The sequence below is a fragment of the Sulfolobus sp. B1 genome (assembly GCF_007050195.1).
GTDB lineage: Archaea > Thermoproteota > Thermoprotei_A > Sulfolobales > Sulfolobaceae > Saccharolobus.
This window is the reverse complement of sequence record NZ_QIMI01000023.1, coordinates 1-18,284: the sequence shown is the minus strand read 5'-3', so window position 1 is coordinate 18,284 and position 18,284 is coordinate 1. Positions and strand designations below refer to the sequence as shown.

Sequence of the window (18,284 nt, the reverse complement as noted above, 5' to 3'; positions counted from 1 at the left end):
TTTTAATACGTTTATCATAAGAGTTACATAATAATATAAGGAAATTTATATAACAATTTATAAAATATTTGAATAAATAAGTTAATAAAAAAGTTTTTATATTCTCTTGTACGGATCAGGCACAGCACTAATCAGTTCCTTAGTATATTCATGGTTTGGATTTTTGACGATATCCCATACGTTTCCGCTCTCGACTATTTTCCCTTTGTATATAACCATCATCTCATCTGCAACATATGATACAGTAGCTATATCATGAGTAATATATAATATGCTCATGCCCAGTTTCTTAAAATTCTTCAAAAGATTTAGGATTCCTGCTCTAACTGACGCATCTAACATCGATACCGGTTCATCAGCTATTAGAACCTTAGGCTCTACGCTTATAGCTCTAGCTATTGCCACTCTCTGTCTCTCTCCCCCGGACAACTCATGAGGATATTTACCTAAGTACTTCTCCGGAGGCTTTAGTCCAACAGTCTTCAATATTTCCCCTATCTTAGATTCTAACTCACTCTTATTCCTTACTTTTTTGTGAAGTAACAATGGTCTCTCTATATGCCATTTCACGGTATGTCTAGGATCTAATGAGGAATAAGGGTCTTGGAATATCATCTGAACTCTTGATCTATAATATATGCTTCTCCTCTTAGAAGTTGAGGAAAAGTCTTTATCCTCTAGGTATATCTTTCCACTTGTTTGCTCCTCTATACCAGCTAATACTCTCGCAATAGTTGACTTACCATGTCCACTTCCACCCACTAAGGCTATAATCTTCCCTTTTTTAAGTTGAAAAGATACTCCATTAACGGCATAAAGCGGTTCTTTACTAACCAACCCTTTACTAACCATGAAGACTTTAGTTAAATTTTCAACACGAAGAATTATACTGGCATCGTTGCTTTCAGTTTCTACCTTAAGACTTCCTCCCTCCTCGCTATAGTATTCTGGAGGGACAGGTAAGGAGTTTAAATCGACACTATTATTTTGCTGTGGAATGTAACACCTAGAGAAATGACTACCATTTACATTCAATAGTCTAGGTCTCTCCATCTTACAAGTTTCGAAGTGAAATGGACATCTATCATAAAATCTACATGAGTTCGGAACGTTATTAACCAATACGGGTGGGTTACCCGGTATAGCAAATAGCTTATCTCTCACATTGATTAATGACGGTACGCTTTTTAATAATAATGAGTAAGGTTAAACATCTATTCGAGAAGGAATTTGAAGTAGCAGGAGGTGTTGCTATAGGTACTTGGGGCGAAGGGTGGGGAGAAAAGAGATCGTTGGGCTTTAACGTAATCTGTATATAAGATGATAAGAATAAAGAGTTGGTAGGTAAAGTTATGAGTCAACAAGCTACAATATTTGATGAAATTATTATAGATGATTTTTGGTCGAATTGGTGCTATTCTGATCATGATGTAGAGTTATTTAACGAGAGATTTGGTTTTTCATTAACCAAGGAAAGGCTGATAGAGAGTATAAGAAAAGGAGATGCCATGATAAGTAGTCTATGGGCAGTATATTCGACTGAATTGCTCTTGGATGTCTCTAAGAAATACGTCGTCGACGTATCTAGAAGAGTAAATCCTAGAGTGAAAATAACCCTTAAATTGCCAGAGTGGAGAGAGGACTTTTATCATAGAGGGCTTTTTCTTAATAAATTAAAGGAAATGTTTGATAGTATCTATGTAGGAACTGAGTCGAGAGAGGGGACGGGGAGATATGGTTCTTTCTTTATTGCTAATTTCGTTAAAGCATTAGTTGGAGATAAGTTACTGGGAGTATGGTTTGATCAAGGGAATGGATTCAATTGGAGTATTCCAACTGCCGTCAAGTCATATTTAGAACAAGCTCTGCTCAGTCTATTAAGCCTTACTAGGGAAGTAACATTATTTCACGCAGGTTCATTATTGGGATATTATAATGAACTTACAGCAGAGCTAAAGAGTAAACTAAAGGGGGTAATAGATTTGAGAAATAAGCTAAAAGGGAATTTGTCAGGTATTAAAGTGCCTGTTACTCAACCAATCTATTCCAACAGTTCTGACAGATATATTGAGGATTATTTAGGAATGATTGGTATACCTTTGCTACCATCTAATAACTTTAATGAAGGAGACTATGTATTAATTACAGATAAGTGGATTAGGCAAGGAGATATATTTGATTTAGTAAGAAAAAAAGTTAGTTTAATTTTGACTTCATCAGCTACAGAAGTAATAGCTAAAGGAGGTTATATAGATGGTTTAGAATTGGTCGATGATGTTATTCATGTTAAGGCGTTCATCAAAGGAGACAAATTTTACTCTATGGATCACCGAAGACAAATTGGATTTCCAGTCGGTCCAATAGTAGATTATAAGGGAAAAGAGGAAATACTTTTATATGCTACTGACGGTAATAGGAGTTACCCGGTATTACATAAAATAGCATATGATAATTCCATAGTTTATTTGCTATCTTTAACTAAGTACACCCCTTATCTCGTGGAGTATTACCCGGAGATAGTCAGACAAACTATGAGGGATATAGTTTACGATTATTTAGGATTCACTCTCGAAAGTGATATGCCATTATTTAATGTATGTCTTATTCCATACGATAAAAGAGTTATAGTCTTAAACATGAATGACTACGATATCGAAATCAAGTTTAGGATCAGGGATAATTTAGCTAACGTGAAAACAGATAATCAACTCAACAAAGTCAGGGTACCTAAGGGAAATTTTATTGATATACAGCTGAAACGAGAGTAAGGGAATTTTACTAATGTTTTGTATACATATTTATAAACTTTAAGAGAAGTTTAAACATAATATCGACTAGACTTATATAATTCATCTAACCATCTTTACATTATTAATTAAAATAATGCTTTTATACTCCTAATTATTTATGAAATATTAGGAAGAATAATGAGGAAGGACTACATAATAAAAAGAGGTATATACTATGTTATTATTTGGTTTATCGGAATCTCTTTGGATTTCATACTTCCTAGGCTTATTCCAGGGAACGTTCTGGGTACTATAATATATGGAAGAATAGGAGGTAATCTTTCTGCATATGGGCAAAACGTCCAGCAAGAAATTGAGACATTGGTACAACAACTAGGTTTATCCCAATATTATCATACTCCACTTTATATACAATATTTCGACTTCTTAAAGGACATAATAAGATTAAATTTTGGACCCTCGTTGACTGAGTTCCCCATCTCAGTAGGTAAAATAATCGCAGAGGCTGCTCCATGGACATTCATGATTGTAATACCAGCGGTGGTCGCAGCTTTCTTCATAGGTAATCTATTGGGTAGATCAGCAGCCTTACATAGGGGAGGCATTAGAGATTACGTAATTCTAGGTGGTACCATGTTCTTATATACTTTCCCGGTGTTTGTGACAGGGGAAATCTTAATAGAATTTCTGGCAGTAGATCTTCATATTTTCCCTACCGGCGGGCAATACAATACATTTATATTTCTAAAGCCTACATTTTCACTACCTTTTATATGGTCCGTTATATATCATGCCATATTACCAGTTTTAACCCTAGTGTTGTTTTCACTTGCAGGGTGGATAATAGGCATGAGAAATAATATGATTCCTATATTGCAAGAGGATTATATGAATTATTATAGGTTAATGGGTGTTCCGGAAAGAGTAATTTCGAGTAAAGCATACAGATTAGCCTTATTACCTAATTTTACCAGTTTTTCAATCGCCTTAGGATATTCCGTTTTAGGGGCTGTAGCTATAGAGTATTTGTTTAATTATGCTGGACTAGGATATTTCTTCAATCAAGCGATTACGGGTCTTGATTATCCGTTATTAAATGGAATATTTTTTATGTTAGTAACTGCTATGGTGTTAAGCAATTTCGTAGCGGATATAATTTATGGAATCATAGATCCTAGAACAAGTAAAGAGGAAACTGAGGGAGAGTAAAATGAGAAGGTTTAAAATAAATAAATATAGTCCGTTTTACAGCTTATTACAAGGCATTTGGGAACAGAAAGTTGCTAGGGTAGGGATGTACATCTTATTAGCAATAATAATATTTTGTTTAATAGGGGTTTTTTGGACTCCTTATAATCCTAATTCTACGCAATTCCCTAGGGATCTTCCTCCTTCACCTAAACATTGGTTAGGAACTGATGATTATGGACATGATGTGTTTTCTCAACTATTAGTTGGAGGTTTCCCAGTTATAGGAGTAGGCTTACTTACGGGCTTGATAGGAACTCTTATTTCAATTTTTATAGGTATATCTGCTGGATTATATGCTGATACGTTAGTGGACAGAATATTAAGTGGTATTACACAAATATTCTTAGTAATACCAGGCATATTAATTATTGAACTAATAGGGGCTTACTTAGGAGCTGAGCAGATAAAGTTAGGTTATATCACGATTTTAATAGCTTTATCTACTACAGGCTGGGCGTGGGGGGCTAGAGTTCTCAGATCGTTAGTTTTACCGTTGAGGAGAAGGGAATATATACTGTCTTCAGAGCTTATAGGAGAATCTAAACTTAGCATAGTTGTTAGACAAATAATACCAAACAATTTACCCTTTATAGCTTCTAATTTCTTCTTCACTGCAATTTACGGAATAGCTGGATTCACTTTTATATATTATTTTGGTTTAGGAAGCTTAACTCAAGTAAATTGGGGAACATTGCTCTATTGGTCACTGGGAGGAGAAGCTTATTTAAGAGGTTTATGGTGGTGGTACATTCCACCTGGATTGATGATAGGTTTGGTTGCCCTCTCGTTCGCATTGATAAATATTGGGATCGATCGGGTAGCTAATCCTAGATTAAGGGTAGATAATAAGAAGTATAAGAAGATGTTAAGTGAAATTAAGAAAAGAAGAAAGGAGGAGGAGGTTATAGAATGGACGAAGTAAGTATATCAGTAAAAAACTTAAGTGTAGGCTATTTATCAGATTATGGACTCATTAGAGTGTTGAGGAACGTAAGTATAGATATTCCTAGAAATAAAATAACTGGCATAGCTGGGGAATCTGGTTCTGGTAAATCTACTCTAGCTACTGCTGTAATGGGATTCGTCAGCCCTCCAATGATAGTAGAGTCCGGTGATGTGATAATAAACGAAAAATACAAAATATTTAATTTAGATGATATTGAATTAAACCAGATTAGAGGTAAGATAATCTCCTATGTTCCTCAAGCTGCCCAAAACTCTCTAAATCCAATACGAAAGGTAAAGGAAACCTTTGCTGATATACTTAAGTCGAAAGGGATGGATTACTACAATAATCTAAGCATGATTTACAAAGCTTTAGAGGACGTTGGTCTTTCTGATAAGCAAATATTAGATATGTACCCGTTCCAGCTTTCTGGAGGTATGAAACAAAGGGTTGTAATAGCAATTTCACTTCTTCTGAATCCTGAAATAGTTATAATGGATGAGCCAACTACTGGCTTAGATGTAGTAGTTCAGTATGAAATACTCAGACTTATAAAGAAGCTGCAAAAAGAGAGAAATTTAACTTTAGTTATTATAAGCCATGATATCGCAATGCTATTTCAAATATCTGACTACATAGCGGTTATGTATGGAGGTCAAATAGTAGAATATGGCAAATACAACACGTTACTCGAAGAAGCTTATCATCCTTATACTTACCTTTTACTTAATAGTATACCTACGATTAGAGCTAGGGGTAAAAAGTTGCCTAGGATTTCAGGTGATTTTGAAGGATTTATAAGGTATCCTAAAGGATGTGTATTTTCGTATCGGTGCCCCTTCGCGACAATAACTTGTAAGGATAGTCAGCCTGAGACAGTTAAATATGATTCTTTCGGGTATTATAAATGTCATAGATATCCAGAGTGGAGAAATGAGGTGAAAAAGGCTTATGAGTAAATTAATAGAATTAATCCACATATATAAGGATTTTATAGTAAGAAAAAATATATTTCAAAAAGAGCATAGACCAGGCATATGGGACGTAAATATGGAAATTAGAAGCAATGAGATAGTAGGCATGGTTGGAGGGAGCGGGGGTGGTAAGACAGTAATTGCGTGGATGATAGTAGGCTTGTTAAAGCCCACTAAAGGACAAATAATCTATCATCCGATGAATTTAGATGTTGTTAGGATGAACAAGAAACAATTGAAAAAATATAGAGCTGAGGTTCAACTAGTCTTTCAAGATCCGTATTCCTCATTAGACCCTGCTCACACAGTGAGATGGCACTTGGAAAGACCACTAAAGATCTATGGCTACGAGGGTGATATGGATGAGAAAATAAAAGAGTTATTAAAAGAAGTAGCTCTCACTCCCCCATCAGATTTCTTAGATAAGTATCCCTTTCAATTATCTGGAGGACAAAGACAAAGAGTATATTTGGCAAGAGTACTAGCACTTAACCCTAAGGTTATAATTGCGGATGAGCCAGTATCTAATGTTGATGCCTCAATTAGGGCATCTCTACTAGAATTATTTAAGCAGTTAAGAGATGAAAAAGGTATATCAATTATGTATATAACTCACGACATAGCTACAATAGGTTACGTAGCAGATAGGGTTTATGTAGTAAAACAAGGTAGAATAGTGGATGAAGGTGATGTAGAAACTGTATTATCCCATCCTAAAGACGAGTATACTAGGTTACTTATAGAGTCCGTCCCAGATCCTTACAAAAGAATTGAATGATTAGATTAATTTTTTATTGATAAAAAAGAATCACTATTTTGGAAGATGTTTATGAAAAGAAGATATTTAGCGTTAATTGCAATTATCTTATTCCTAACTTTCACAATATTAGTATACATAAAATTTAGTATCATTAACTCAAATGTAAAAATTCACGAAATATTTCTTTTATACAACAACTCTGATATGTCAATAAATTGTGTGTATCCTTATGGATATGGATATCAAATTAAACAATTATATTCTAATAACGTTTCGATATTTATTTCCCCATATCTTTGGAATTATAGGATGGCTGAAGGGTTCATTAATCTAACTTATATTAAAGATTATGGGCTTAGACTAATAGTTAATTTAACAAGTTTTAAGAAAATAAATCCAAATATAGATGTAGATGGTTACCCCGGAATCATGTACGGTCAAGAGTATTGGTTTCCATTTCAAGGTAAAACAGCAGAATCGCAATGGTTAGAGTTACCTATCAATGTAACTACCACCCCTAAGATATATTCCTTGTTAAATTATACTATATGGGATGAAAATGGTACTATTGATGACTTCTCATATGATATATGGTTAAGTCAAAATCCTAATATTAGTAATCTACAATTTCCAGATATTGAATTAATGATTTGGTTGTATCATGAAAGTAATATAACATCACCCTTCTTCATTAAAGAAGGCAACGTTACTGTTACGATCGAAGTAAACGGGACTAAGGAAAATGACACTTTTCTAGTATACGTTTTACCGCATACCGGTTCTGCCTCAGGATGGATAGGGGTATATTACCTTAGTGAGAAAAACTTAGAGGGTGAAGTAGAAATTCCCTTAAATTTCTTTCTAAACAACGAATTCTTTTTTATAAATAAAGTTTTTCCTCAAATATATGAAAAAACATTCTATTTAGATGCTATACAAATTGGTATGGAATTCAATGATAACCACGGTAATGCTCAAATGGGATTTAATTTATATTCATGGGATCTCACTATTATTGATGAATGACTTTCTAATTATCATGACTAATTTCAATTATATATATTTATGCGAGTAATAAAATTTATATATACGTAATAAGAAATGTATACGCAGTGGTGTAAGTTGAAAGAAAACTCTAAAGTAAATCTTAGTAAGATGCTACTATCTACAATCTTCACTTTATTACTACTAGCTAGTGCAGGCGTCTTTATTAGACCGGTAACTTCTCAACAGTCATCGTCATTTCAACCTGAGGGAAGTATAACCTTATTGCCATCACCCGGTATTGTATGGCAGGATGACTTTAACCCATGGAATTATCCTGCTTTGCCCGGTGGGCTAATATGGTTCATTTATGAGCCTCTGGCACTAGTTAATTATCTTAACGGACAAGTTATACCTTGGCTGGCAACCAATTGGACGTGGATAAACACTTATTATTACGTAAATAGCTCTGGGCATTTAATCCAAGTACCTACTCATGGACTTATTTTTAAACTTAGGCAAGGGGTATACTTCAATAATGGAGACCCATTCAATGCAACTGCCGTATGGTATACAGTAGCGTTAGAACAAGCTTATCCTCAATTAGGCTATTTAGCTGGTAACGTAGCTAACATGACCATAATAAATCCGTACGAGATTGAGATAGTGTTCAAGAACACTACTTCTCCACTAATCCTCTATACTGCCTTAGAGCAATTCATTGTTGATCCAAATCAATGGGGTAAGGTATTTCCAGTTGAGCAATTTCCAAACGGAAGTTACATAGGGTTAAACAAGACTGGAAATCCATATACATACGAGCTGACTGATCCTATCGGAACTGGTCCCTACATGCTTTACAGCTTCAGTCCTCAAGAGATAGTCTTAGTTGCTAATCCACACTACTGGATGCCCGGAGAACCTAGAATAAAGTACTTATTATATCCCTCATATCCTAGTAACGTACAAGCTGATACTGCCTTAAATAATGGACAAGTGACTTGGGGAGGAGTATTTGAACCAGATATACAGCAAGACTTCGTGGCTAAAAATCCACAGTATTATCATTACTACTTTGCACCAAGCGTACCCGTGATGCTGACCATAAACGATTTGAAATGGCCATTATCGGATCCAGTATTAAGACAAGCTATTAGTCTAGCAATAAATAGAACTGCACTGTATTATTTAGCAGAGTATGGATATGAGCCTCCAGCAGAAACTCCATTACCTTTACCACCTCAACAATTATCAGTCTTAAACTCTTCAGTACTTCAGCTAGCAGAACAATTTGCACCTCCTTATGGTAATGTTACAGCAGCATTACAACTATTAGAAAGTCACGGCTATCATTTAAACTCACAAGGTCAGTTAGTTGCGCCTAACGGGTCAGTAATTCCTCCTCTAACAATAATTACAGTTGCAGGCTGGACTGATTGGGACGCTCAGATAAGCCTAATATCTCAAGAGTTGAAACAAATAGGATTAACAGTGGAAGTCGAAACTCCACCCTTTACTGTATGGTTTAGCAATATGGAGTCCGGTACTTATGATTTAGGATTAATGTGGGAGTTGATTAATGGACCTACTCCTATTGACGAATTTGAAGGTTACTTATATAATTACTGGAACTCTCCAGGCAATGTAACACCTATAGGTAATAGTACTTACTTCGATCTGAATAGACTTAACTTATCTGTTGTTCAACCAAGTTTTGAACAGTGGGTAGGATGGGCAATGGGGAACTTTAGTATAAATCCTTCTAACTACAATAAAATAATAAATAATTTAGCTTTACTTTGGATAAAATACATGCCGTCTGTTGCTACTGTTTATGCTGCTTTATGGTATGAGTATGTAAATCAAACTGTAGTAGGCTGGCCTACACAGCAAAACTATTATTGGATAGCTTCTCCATATACTGGTTTACCATCGACACCATTACCAGTTGTATTAGCACTACATTTAGTTAATCAGTCAGTGCCAGAACCTTGGTGGTATTATACCTCACAAGTACCTCAAAGTTGGTATACCTCTAACGATCCGTTCGTATATCAAGTATCTACAACCACCTCTACAACAACGACAACAAGTACAACAACAACTACCTCAGTTAGCACAACTACATCTACAAGCGTATCTACTACTACGACGACAGTTACTACAACAAGTGTTTCCACATCTATAGTTCCAACGACTGTTACTAAGAGTTCCGGAAATACGCTGCTTTATGTAGCAATAGGCGTTATAATCGTAATAATTATAATAGCTGCTGTTATATTACTGAGAAGAAGATAAAAATTAATAAAAAGTAATGTTATTTTTTATTTCGTGCTTTGTTCTATCAGATTAGAAAGTTTAAGGATTGTTTCTTCCTCAAAGTGCCTTCCAACTAACATCATTCCCACTGGTAGACCGTTAGAATAACCTACTGGGATACTCATAGCTGGATGACCAGTTACATCAAAGGGAGCAGTGTTATTGACCATACTTAGTGCCATCATCACATATTCTTGGAAGGATGGGTTCTCTTTGTATCTCATTGCCTTCATAGGAGTGGTTGGCATAATAAGTATATCATATTTCTTTAATGCTTCATCATAAGTATCCTTGAGTATATGTGATAAGTTTCTAGCTTTAGCATAATATTTGCTATTATATTTGTTTATCATAAAATATCCTAATAGAATTACTCCTTTTACTGTATTAGGCAAATCCCTTGCTTTAGCCTTTAATGCGTTTCCGAAAAATTCTGCTATCGAAGTTTCGAATAAACCCTTTCTCCCCCAACCTAATCCACTCCCTAATATCATCGTAGCCATTGCCCCTTCCATACCTATCGGCATCCATATATCCAAACCTAACCTATGCATAGGTATTGATATCTCTTCCACTTTAATTCCAAACTTTTCCAAGCTTTTTGCTGAAGTCATGACTAGTTCATCAACATCCTTCTCAGAGTTATCCCAGCCAAATCCTTCTTTTACTATTCCAACTCTTACTCCTTTCACCTCACCTTTGATTAGCTTAGAATATTCTTTTACCGGCGGATAAGGTAGACTTTCTGGCTGTCTTGGATCTAACCCATCTCTTCCAGCTATGACTTCTAAGAGTAATGCAACATTTTCAGTTGAATTAGCCATTGGTCCTAAGTGATCTAAGGTAGGCTCTATCGAAAAAGCACCAGTATAAGGAACTAAGCCATGAGTTGGTTTTAATCCATATATTCCAACCCAAGAGCTTGGTATTCTTATTGACCCTCCTTGATCTCCACCTACTCCCATTTCACAAACTCCACTTGCTATAGCAGCAGCGTTACCACTTGAGGAACCTCCAGCCATGAATTCTGGATTTCTAGGGTTTAAAACGGGTGAGGGAAATGAAGTATGACTACCTCCAGAGAAGCATAAATCTTCGCATGTGGTCCTGGCAACTATCTCTCCACCCTCATCTAGAACTCTTGTAACTACCGTTGCATCCATATCTGGAATAAATCATTCAAGGAGTCTCGATCCATTCAGCATCGGTAATCCAGCTATCATAATGTTGTCTTTTATACATACTCTTTTCCCTTTAAGTTTGCCCTCGTCCCTACCTTTTATTCTAGCAATCCAGGCTATAGCATTATACGGGTTTTCCTCTTTACTAGGGGGTCTGCCAAAATTTCTGGGATATTTGGGTAATGGCTTAAAATCTGGCAAACTGTCTAATCTTTGATATGACCTTAATTGTATTGATATTAAAGTCTGGAAATTTCTTAACTCTTCGTCATCTAATTCTAGGTTAAATTGGTTTGAAATCTTTTTCAGCTCTTCTAATGTAGGTGTTTTGATTCCCATCACTAAAGTATTGTCCTCAAGTTTTATATCTTTTAATTAAAAAGACAGTTAAATCAAATTTCTTAAATATGAAAGATATTTTGGTAAGACTAAATCAGCATCTTCTAACTCTTGATGCCACATTTTCTCCCATTCCACTGAAACGTAATAATTATATTTATTTATCTTGAGATCATTAATTATCTTATCTATTGGAACGACTCCTTGCCCGGGAAGGGTGAAGACTCTTTTACCATTTCTGAATACAAAGTCTTTTATGTGAACTTGATATATTCTTTTCGAGATTAACGGATAAGTCTCTTCATGTTTACCTTTTGCAAAAATTACGTTCGCAGGATCATAAACAAAGCCAATGGTCTCGTTGATCTGCTTGAGCAATGCGATAATATTTTCCTTTATAGCTAAGCTGTCGTGTGTTTCCACTAAAATTTTGACGTTATAGTCTTCAGCAATTTTGCTCATTCTGTTTAACGAGTCGGCAATTCTCCCTATTATTTTAGGGTCATTAAACTCTCCGCCATACACTCTAACACCCAAAGCATTTAGTGAGTTAGCAATTTTAATTAAAATTTCTAATAATTTTTCATTTTTCTTTCTCTCATTTTCATCACTTGAACTAAATTTCGCATATCCAGCTATGTCCGAAATGGTTATCGAAGAAAGTAAATCCAATATGTCCTTGGTTAAAGGATACTCTGGTCTTAAGTGCCTTCCATCATCTGCAACTCTTAACTCTAATCCATCAAAGTTAAAATTAATAACTCTACTTACTACCTCTCCTAAGGATAAATTTGGATAGGCAAGACTAGAGAATACTACTTTCATATTATATGTTTAATAAAAAATTAGACTAAATATCTTGTATTTAACACTTTAACGGAAAAGCTTAAAATTGTACGTCTAATAGTAGACTAACATGATAAGCTTTCCTAAGAGCTTCAAGTTTGGCTGGTCTCAAGCGGGATTTCAATCAGAAATGGGAACTCCAGGTAGCGAAGATCCTAACAGTGATTGGTATGCTTGGGTTCACGATCAAGAAAACATTGCCTCTGGCTTAGTTAGTGGTGACTTTCCAGAGAATGGTCCCGGATATTGGGGAAACTATAAGATGTTCCACGATAACGCTGAGAAGATGGGATTAAAAATAGCCAGAATAGGAGTTGAATGGTCAAGGATATTTCCTAAACCATTACCTAAACCTGAAGGATTTGACGAGAATAAGAACGATGTGGTTCACGTAGAAATAAATGAAAACGTGTTGAGGAGGATGGACGAATATGCCAACAAAGATGCAATAAATCATTATAGGGAAATCTTTACTGATCTAAAGAGTAGAGGATTTCATTTCGTACTTAACATGTATCATTGGCCAATGCCATTGTGGCTACATGACCCTATTAGAGTTAGAAAAGGGGATTTAACTGGACCCATAGGTTGGTTAAGCACTAGGACAGTTTATGAGTTCGCTAGGTTTACAGCTTATGTAACGTGGAAATTGGATGATTTAGTAGATGAATATTCTACGATGAACGAACCTAACGTTGTTTTTGGTTTAGGTTACGTTGGTATAAAATCTGGATTCCCTCCGGGGTATTTAAGCTTTCAATTGGCACAGAGAGCTAGGTATAACATTATTCAAGCTCATGCGAGAGCTTACGATGCGATAAAGAGTTTAACAAAGAAAAACGTTGGAATAATATATGCTAATAGTTCGTTTCAACCCTTAACTGATTCTGATAGGGAAGCTGTAGAGATGGCTGAACATAGCGAGAGGTGGTCATTCTTTGACGCTATAATTAAAGGAGAAATCGTTAAGGATAATCAAAAAGCGGTAAGAGATGATTTACGTAATAAGCTGGATTGGATAGGAGTAAACTATTACACTAGAACCGTTGTTAAAAAGACGGAAAAAGGTTATACTGCCTTACCCGGTTATGGTCATGGATGTGAGAGGAATTCAGTTAGTTTAGCAGGATTACCAACTAGTGATTTCGGTTGGGAGTTCTTCCCAGAAGGTTTAAACGATGTTTTGACTAAGTATTGGAACAGATATCATCTTTACATGTACGTCACTGAGAATGGCATTGCCGATGATGCAGACTATCAAAGACCTTACTATCTCGTATCTCACCTCTATCAAGTTAATAGGGCAATAGATAAAGGAGTTGACGTAAGAGGATATTTGCACTGGTCGTTAGCTGATAACTACGAGTGGGCTTCAGGGTTCTCGATGAAGTTTGGTTTACTAAAGGTTGACTATTCTACTAAGAAGCAGTATTGGAGACCTTCAGCATTAGTTTATAGAGAGATTACAAAGAACCAAGGTATTCCAGATGAAATACAGCACTTAAATAGTATACCACCCGTTAAGCCATTAAGGCATTAAAGGTAGTTTTTCCAATGCCTTTAGATCCCGTGGTTAGAAAATATTTAGAAGAAGAATACTATAAGAGTAACATCTTTGACTCGAAGAAGTACACTATACAAGAAATTAGAAGAATGTTTGAGGAAAGGGCTAGAAAATATCCTAAAGAGCAGATATATAAGATTGAGGATAGGAAAATTGACTCTAACGGTTATGAGATGTCTGTGAGGATATATTATCCAGATGGGGAGAAAGGACACCCAATTATATTGTACTTTCATGGTGGAGGATGGATGATAGGAAGTATAGAGACAGAAGACAGTGCTTCTAGGATATTGACTAAAACGTGTGACTGTATCGTCATCTCAGTAGATTATAGACTAGCTCCGGAGTATAAGTTCCCTACAGCGGTTTATGATTGTTTTAACAGTATTTTGTGGGCGAAGAAAAACGCGGAAAGTATTGGAGGGGATAAAGACAAAATAGGGCTGTTTGGGGTAAGCGCTGGTGGTAATCTAGTTCTTACAAGCTCTATACTAGCAAAGCAAAAAGGTGTAAAATTAAGTGTTCAAAATGCTGTAGTTCCTGTTTTAGGACTTGACTTAACGTCTAAATCAATGATGGAATACAGAAAGGGCTTCGGTTTAGATATGGGTTTACCGATAGACTTCATGATTCGTAATTATATAAGAGATGAAAAAGATTTACTAAATCCCCTATTCTCTCCGCTCTTAGCTGAGGACTTAAGTGGGCTTCCGTACACGATAATAATTACTGCAGAATACGATCCTTTAAGAGATCAAGCTGAGGCATACGCTTACAGATTAATGGAAAGCGGTATACCTACATTAAGTGTTAGGGTGAATGGTATGATTCACTCCTTTTCTGGCTCTCCATTGGTAAGTAGGCAAGTATTAGTAATGTCTGGCGCGTTAATGAAGGATTTGTTTAATCAATAATAAGTGTTAACCAAAATAGTTTTTATCTAATGGGCTGAATTGGTGTTGATCTTGATTGAACCCATCAGATATCAAAAATCTTATCAATAAAATGAAAATAGAGGAGAAGGTAGCACAATTAGGTTCAATTCAAGTAAATGAATTACTAGAGAACAATGAATTCTCAGAAGAAAAAGCGGAGAAATTATTGCGATATGGGATCGGGGAGATAACCAGAGTCGTAGGCTCAAATTTAAGACCAAAACAGGCTGGGAAGGTTATAAATCAGATACAACGTTACTTAATAGAGAAAACAAGGGTTAGGATACCTGCAATAGTCCATGAAGAGTGTTTATCAGGTCTAATGGGACCTACTGCTACACTATTTCCCATACCTTTGGCGTTGTCCAGCACATGGGATCTAACTACTGTAAGCAAGGTTACTAAGGCAATCAGAAATCAGACTACCATTTTGGGCATTAGGCATTGTTTGTCACCAGTCCTTGACCTATGTAGAGATCCTCGGTGGGGAAGATGCGAAGAGACGTTTGGAGAAGACGTATATTTGACGGCAAGTATGGCAAACGCTTATATCACTGGTCTTCAAGGAAATAATCAACTCATTGCCACTGCTAAACATTTCGTAGCTCATGGTAGTCCGGAAGGCGGGAGAAATACTGCACCGGTTAACGTCGGAAATAGAGAGCTAAGAAATGTTTATTTATATCCCTTTGAAGTAGCAGTTAGGAAATCTGAAGTATTATCCATAATGCCAGCCTATCATGAAATTGACGGCGTTCCTTGTCACGCCAATAATGAGTTACTACACAAAGTTCTAAGAGAGGAGTGGGGTTTTAAAGGAATAATTGTCTCAGACTATTGGGCAGTAAAATATCTAAACACGGTACATAGAGTAGCTGATAGTTGTAAAGAAGCAGGATTATTAGCACTTAACGCGGGAGTCAATATAGAGTTTCCCTCATTAGAATGTTTTAGGGAGTTAGAGGATGCCATTAGTAGCGGAGAAATTCCAGAAAAGATAATAGATAATGCCGTTGAGAGAGTTTTATACGTAAAATATCTTATAGGACTCTTTGATAATCCCTTTGTTGATGAGAGTAAAATACCAGAAATATTAGATAATAAGGAGCACAGGGAAATGGCTAGAGAAGTGGCTTCAAAATCAATTATACTACTAAAGAACGAGAATAATTCACTGCCATTAAATAAAAGCAATGAGAGGATCGCAGTTATAGGACCATTGGCTGATAACCCATTAGCGATGCTTGGCGACTATCATTTCCCGACTCATACTAGGACTTTTAAAGTAGACGTAAACGTAGTTACAGTATTGGAAGGGATTAAAAACAAAGTCAAGAACGTAATTTACGCTAAGGGATCTGAGGTGAATAAGTTAGATCTTGGCTTGCTTAACGAGGCTAAAGAATTAGCAAGCAAGGCTAACGTAATAATAGGAGTAGTAGGAGACATGTCTTGTATTTTCGATCCAGAGATGTGCACATCTGGTGAGGGAGTTGATAGAGCTGATATTGAACTACCGGAGCCACAAACGAAATTAATTGAAGAATTAAGTAGCCTTGGAAAGCCAATAATATTGGTAGTAATTGCCGGCAGACCCATGTCATTAGAGAAGATAATTAATAAGGTCGATGCTGTATTGTGGGCGTGGAAATTAGGAGAAGAAGGTGGTAACGCTATAGCCGATGTGATATTTGGAGAAGTTTCGCCCAGTGGAAGACTCCCAGTCTCATTGCCTAAAAGTACTGGACAAATACCCGTGTATTATTCTAGAAAACCATCATCGTTTGGAAAATATATCGAGTCTTCCTCTGATCCTCTATTCCCGTTCGGTTACGGTCTAACTTATTCTAAGGTCAGCTACAACAACTTCAAGATACTCACACCTGAAGTGAGAGCTGGAGAGGATATTAAATTAAGCTTAGAGGTTAAGAATGAGGGAAAATACGAAGTTGACGAAGTGATTCAAGTATATATATCTAGAAGAAAGAGTAATGTAGCTTTGCCAGTTAAAGAGCTTAAAGCTTTCATAAAAGTCAACTTAAGACCTAATGAGGTTAAGAAGATAACGTTCGCTATTCCTACAGATCTGTTAGCTTTTTATGATAAAGACTTAAAATTAATTCTACAATCCGGAGAGTATAAGGTTATTGTTGCTAAGAACGCGCTCGATAGTGTATTTGAGGGAAGTGTAAAATTAGTTGAAACTAAGGAGTTAACGAAGAGAAATAATTACTTCTCTTCTTCAAGCATTTCCTAGAGCCTCATCAATTTTTTTCATATCATCGTAAGACAATTTTATTTTAATAGCATTTAAATTATCATCTAGATGCTCTAGTCTCGTAACTCCAATAACTGGGATTATAGGTACGTTAAATTCTTCCCCTCTTTTTAGAAGCCAAGCTATACTAATTTGTGAGATAGTCGCATCTTTCTCATCAGCAATCTCCTTTAACGTAAGTAATACTTTAAGATGACTATCTCTAAAATATCTAGTTTTAAGTCTTTCATTTAATGAAATCCTAGTAAGTTCATCTACCTTCCATGTCTTATTATTGAAGTCTACATATTTGCCAGTTAGGAAGCCGTGGGCTAAGGGAGCATAAGCCATAATCGCAAGTCCAAATCTTCTAGCGATACTTAATTTATATCTCTCTACTTGCCTTTCTAAAAGATTATATAAATCTTGAATTACACTAAACTTCTCCAAGTTATATCTCTCACTTAATTCTAAGAATTCAATTATGTCATGAGCCTCATGATTGCTAACACCTAAGTAATAAACTAGCCCACGTCTTACCAAATCATTTAGAGTTCTGAGCGTCTCTATCTTAGGGGTCTCGTGATCTGTCCAATGTATTATGTAAATGTCAACATATTCAGTATTCAACCTCCTTAAACTTTCCCTTATTTGCCACGTTATATGCTTTCTAGACAATCCTTCTCCATTAGCCCAATTAGCCATCTTTCCCCTTACCTTGGTTGAAATTAAAACAGATTCCCTATCCACTGAAGAAAGGAACTTACCCACTAATTTTTCTGATAAACCCACGTGTAGAGGGTCCGTTTCCCATAATGCCCCGTGATATACGTTAGCAGTATCTATGAAATTCACTCCCTCGTCGTAAGCCTTCTTAAGTATCTTTAAAGTAGTCTCTTCATCTACCTTATATACTCCTAATTCATCCTTCTCCGATAATAGTGGTAGAAACCAAGTGCCTAGGCATATTTGAGACACTTTTAATCCGCTATCTCCTAACCTAACATATTTCATACTATACATATCTCACCTTTCCCTTTTAAACATATTTAAGGGAAAACTTTTCTCGAGAATTCAGCTTATCTTTTTCTAATAATTTCAAAGTTAACTTAATATATACTTAGCTTTACTCTAATTTCCTCCTCACTATTGGGTCCTCCTGATTTTGTTGTAGGTTT

Annotated in this window: 14 protein-coding genes and 1 pseudogene; 11 read left to right on the top strand and 4 right to left on the bottom strand. The window is 35.9% G+C overall.

The window, feature by feature from the left end; translation table 11 throughout:
• Positions 1-96: 96 nt before the first annotated feature.
• Complete coding sequence (locus DMP16_RS02945) at positions 97-1,164, bottom strand: oligopeptide/dipeptide ABC transporter ATP-binding protein (protein WP_255446777.1); 1,068 nt, start codon at positions 1,162-1,164, stop codon at positions 97-99.
• Positions 1,165-1,196: 32 nt separating this feature from the next.
• Here DMP16_RS02945 and DMP16_RS11290 point away from each other — a divergent pair, with 32 nt between their 5' ends.
• From DMP16_RS11290 to DMP16_RS02910, 8 genes are all read left to right on the top strand, one after another.
• The gene (locus tag DMP16_RS11290) at positions 1,197-1,319 is read left to right on the top strand and encodes a hypothetical protein (protein ID WP_255446776.1); all 123 of its coding nucleotides are present in this window, start codon (positions 1,197-1,199) and stop codon (positions 1,317-1,319) included.
• 33 nt (positions 1,320-1,352) lie between these two features.
• Positions 1,353-2,768 (top strand): hypothetical protein, encoded by a 1,416-nt coding sequence (locus DMP16_RS02940; RefSeq protein ID WP_143576883.1) that lies wholly within the window; start codon positions 1,353-1,355, stop codon positions 2,766-2,768.
• Positions 2,769-2,927: 159 nt separating this feature from the next.
• The gene (locus tag DMP16_RS02935; RefSeq protein ID WP_069282979.1) at positions 2,928-3,959 is read left to right on the top strand and encodes an ABC transporter permease; all 1,032 of its coding nucleotides are present in this window, start codon (positions 2,928-2,930) and stop codon (positions 3,957-3,959) included.
• Position 3,960: 1 nt separating this feature from the next.
• Positions 3,961-4,923: an ABC transporter permease gene (locus DMP16_RS02930; RefSeq protein ID WP_069282977.1), complete on the top strand. Its 963-nt coding sequence runs from the start codon at positions 3,961-3,963 to the stop codon at positions 4,921-4,923.
• On the top strand, positions 4,911-5,906 hold the full coding sequence (locus DMP16_RS02925) for an ABC transporter ATP-binding protein (protein WP_069282975.1): 996 nt from the start codon (positions 4,911-4,913) through the stop codon (positions 5,904-5,906). The genes DMP16_RS02930 and DMP16_RS02925 overlap by 13 nt, the downstream gene beginning before the upstream one ends.
• Positions 5,899-6,699 (top strand): ATP-binding cassette domain-containing protein, encoded by an 801-nt coding sequence (locus DMP16_RS02920; protein ID WP_069282974.1) that lies wholly within the window; start codon positions 5,899-5,901, stop codon positions 6,697-6,699. The genes DMP16_RS02925 and DMP16_RS02920 overlap by 8 nt, the downstream gene beginning before the upstream one ends.
• Positions 6,700-6,750: 51 nt before the next feature.
• Positions 6,751-7,707, top strand: a complete 957-nt coding sequence (locus DMP16_RS02915; protein WP_069282973.1) for a hypothetical protein — start codon at positions 6,751-6,753, stop codon at positions 7,705-7,707.
• Between the two features lie 75 nt (positions 7,708-7,782).
• A complete protein-coding gene (locus DMP16_RS02910; protein ID WP_185957804.1) occupies positions 7,783-9,963 on the top strand; it encodes an ABC transporter substrate-binding protein in 2,181 nt (726 codons plus the stop codon).
• A 26-nt stretch (positions 9,964-9,989) separates the two neighbouring features.
• Here the strand turns inward: DMP16_RS02910 and DMP16_RS02905 are convergent.
• Together DMP16_RS02905 and DMP16_RS02900 are read right to left on the bottom strand one after the other, a co-directional pair.
• A pseudogene (locus DMP16_RS02905) lies at positions 9,990-11,504 on the bottom strand (amidase).
• A gap of 48 nt (positions 11,505-11,552) precedes the next feature.
• Positions 11,553-12,329, bottom strand: a complete 777-nt coding sequence (locus DMP16_RS02900) for a sugar phosphate isomerase/epimerase (protein WP_069282971.1) — start codon at positions 12,327-12,329, stop codon at positions 11,553-11,555.
• A 91-nt stretch (positions 12,330-12,420) separates the two neighbouring features.
• Here DMP16_RS02900 and bgaS point away from each other — a divergent pair, with 91 nt between their 5' ends.
• From bgaS to DMP16_RS02885, 3 genes are read left to right on the top strand one after another with little or no spacing between them, the layout of a single operon-like run.
• Positions 12,421-13,890, top strand: a complete 1,470-nt coding sequence (gene bgaS / locus DMP16_RS02895) for a beta-galactosidase BgaS (protein WP_069282969.1) — start codon at positions 12,421-12,423, stop codon at positions 13,888-13,890.
• Positions 13,891-13,904: 14 nt separating this feature from the next.
• Positions 13,905-14,828 carry an alpha/beta hydrolase gene (locus DMP16_RS02890; protein WP_069282967.1) on the top strand — a complete coding sequence of 308 codons (924 nt, stop codon included), beginning with the start codon at positions 13,905-13,907 and terminating at the stop codon, positions 14,826-14,828.
• A gap of 55 nt (positions 14,829-14,883) precedes the next feature.
• Positions 14,884-17,106, top strand: a complete 2,223-nt coding sequence (locus tag DMP16_RS02885; RefSeq protein ID WP_231961280.1) for a glycoside hydrolase family 3 N-terminal domain-containing protein — start codon at positions 14,884-14,886, stop codon at positions 17,104-17,106.
• On the opposite strand, the gene DMP16_RS02880 is transcribed toward DMP16_RS02885, so the two are convergent.
• Positions 17,092-18,120, bottom strand: a complete 1,029-nt coding sequence (locus tag DMP16_RS02880; RefSeq protein ID WP_143576882.1) for an aldo/keto reductase — start codon at positions 18,118-18,120, stop codon at positions 17,092-17,094. The genes DMP16_RS02885 and DMP16_RS02880 overlap by 15 nt on opposite strands.
• Positions 18,121-18,284: the final 164 nt, after the last annotated feature.

Coding starts and splice junctions, on each gene's coding strand:
- DMP16_RS02925 (WP_069282975.1), top strand. CDS start 4,911: ATGGACGAAGTAAGTATATCAGTAAAAAACTTAAGTGTAGGCTATTTA.
- DMP16_RS02890 (WP_069282967.1), top strand. CDS start 13,905: ATGCCTTTAGATCCCGTGGTTAGAAAATATTTAGAAGAAGAATACTAT.
- DMP16_RS02915 (WP_069282973.1), top strand. CDS start 6,751: ATGAAAAGAAGATATTTAGCGTTAATTGCAATTATCTTATTCCTAACT.
- DMP16_RS02880 (WP_143576882.1), bottom strand. CDS start 18,120: ATGAAATATGTTAGGTTAGGAGATAGCGGATTAAAAGTGTCTCAAATA.
- DMP16_RS02940 (WP_143576883.1), top strand. CDS start 1,353: ATGAGTCAACAAGCTACAATATTTGATGAAATTATTATAGATGATTTT.
- DMP16_RS02900 (WP_069282971.1), bottom strand. CDS start 12,329: ATGAAAGTAGTATTCTCTAGTCTTGCCTATCCAAATTTATCCTTAGGA.
- bgaS (WP_069282969.1), top strand. CDS start 12,421: ATGATAAGCTTTCCTAAGAGCTTCAAGTTTGGCTGGTCTCAAGCGGGA.
- DMP16_RS11290 (WP_255446776.1), top strand. CDS start 1,197: ATGAGTAAGGTTAAACATCTATTCGAGAAGGAATTTGAAGTAGCAGGA.
- DMP16_RS02920 (WP_069282974.1), top strand. CDS start 5,899: ATGAGTAAATTAATAGAATTAATCCACATATATAAGGATTTTATAGTA.
- DMP16_RS02930 (WP_069282977.1), top strand. CDS start 3,961: ATGAGAAGGTTTAAAATAAATAAATATAGTCCGTTTTACAGCTTATTA.
- DMP16_RS02935 (WP_069282979.1), top strand. CDS start 2,928: ATGAGGAAGGACTACATAATAAAAAGAGGTATATACTATGTTATTATT.
- DMP16_RS02910 (WP_185957804.1), top strand. CDS start 7,783: ATGTATACGCAGTGGTGTAAGTTGAAAGAAAACTCTAAAGTAAATCTT.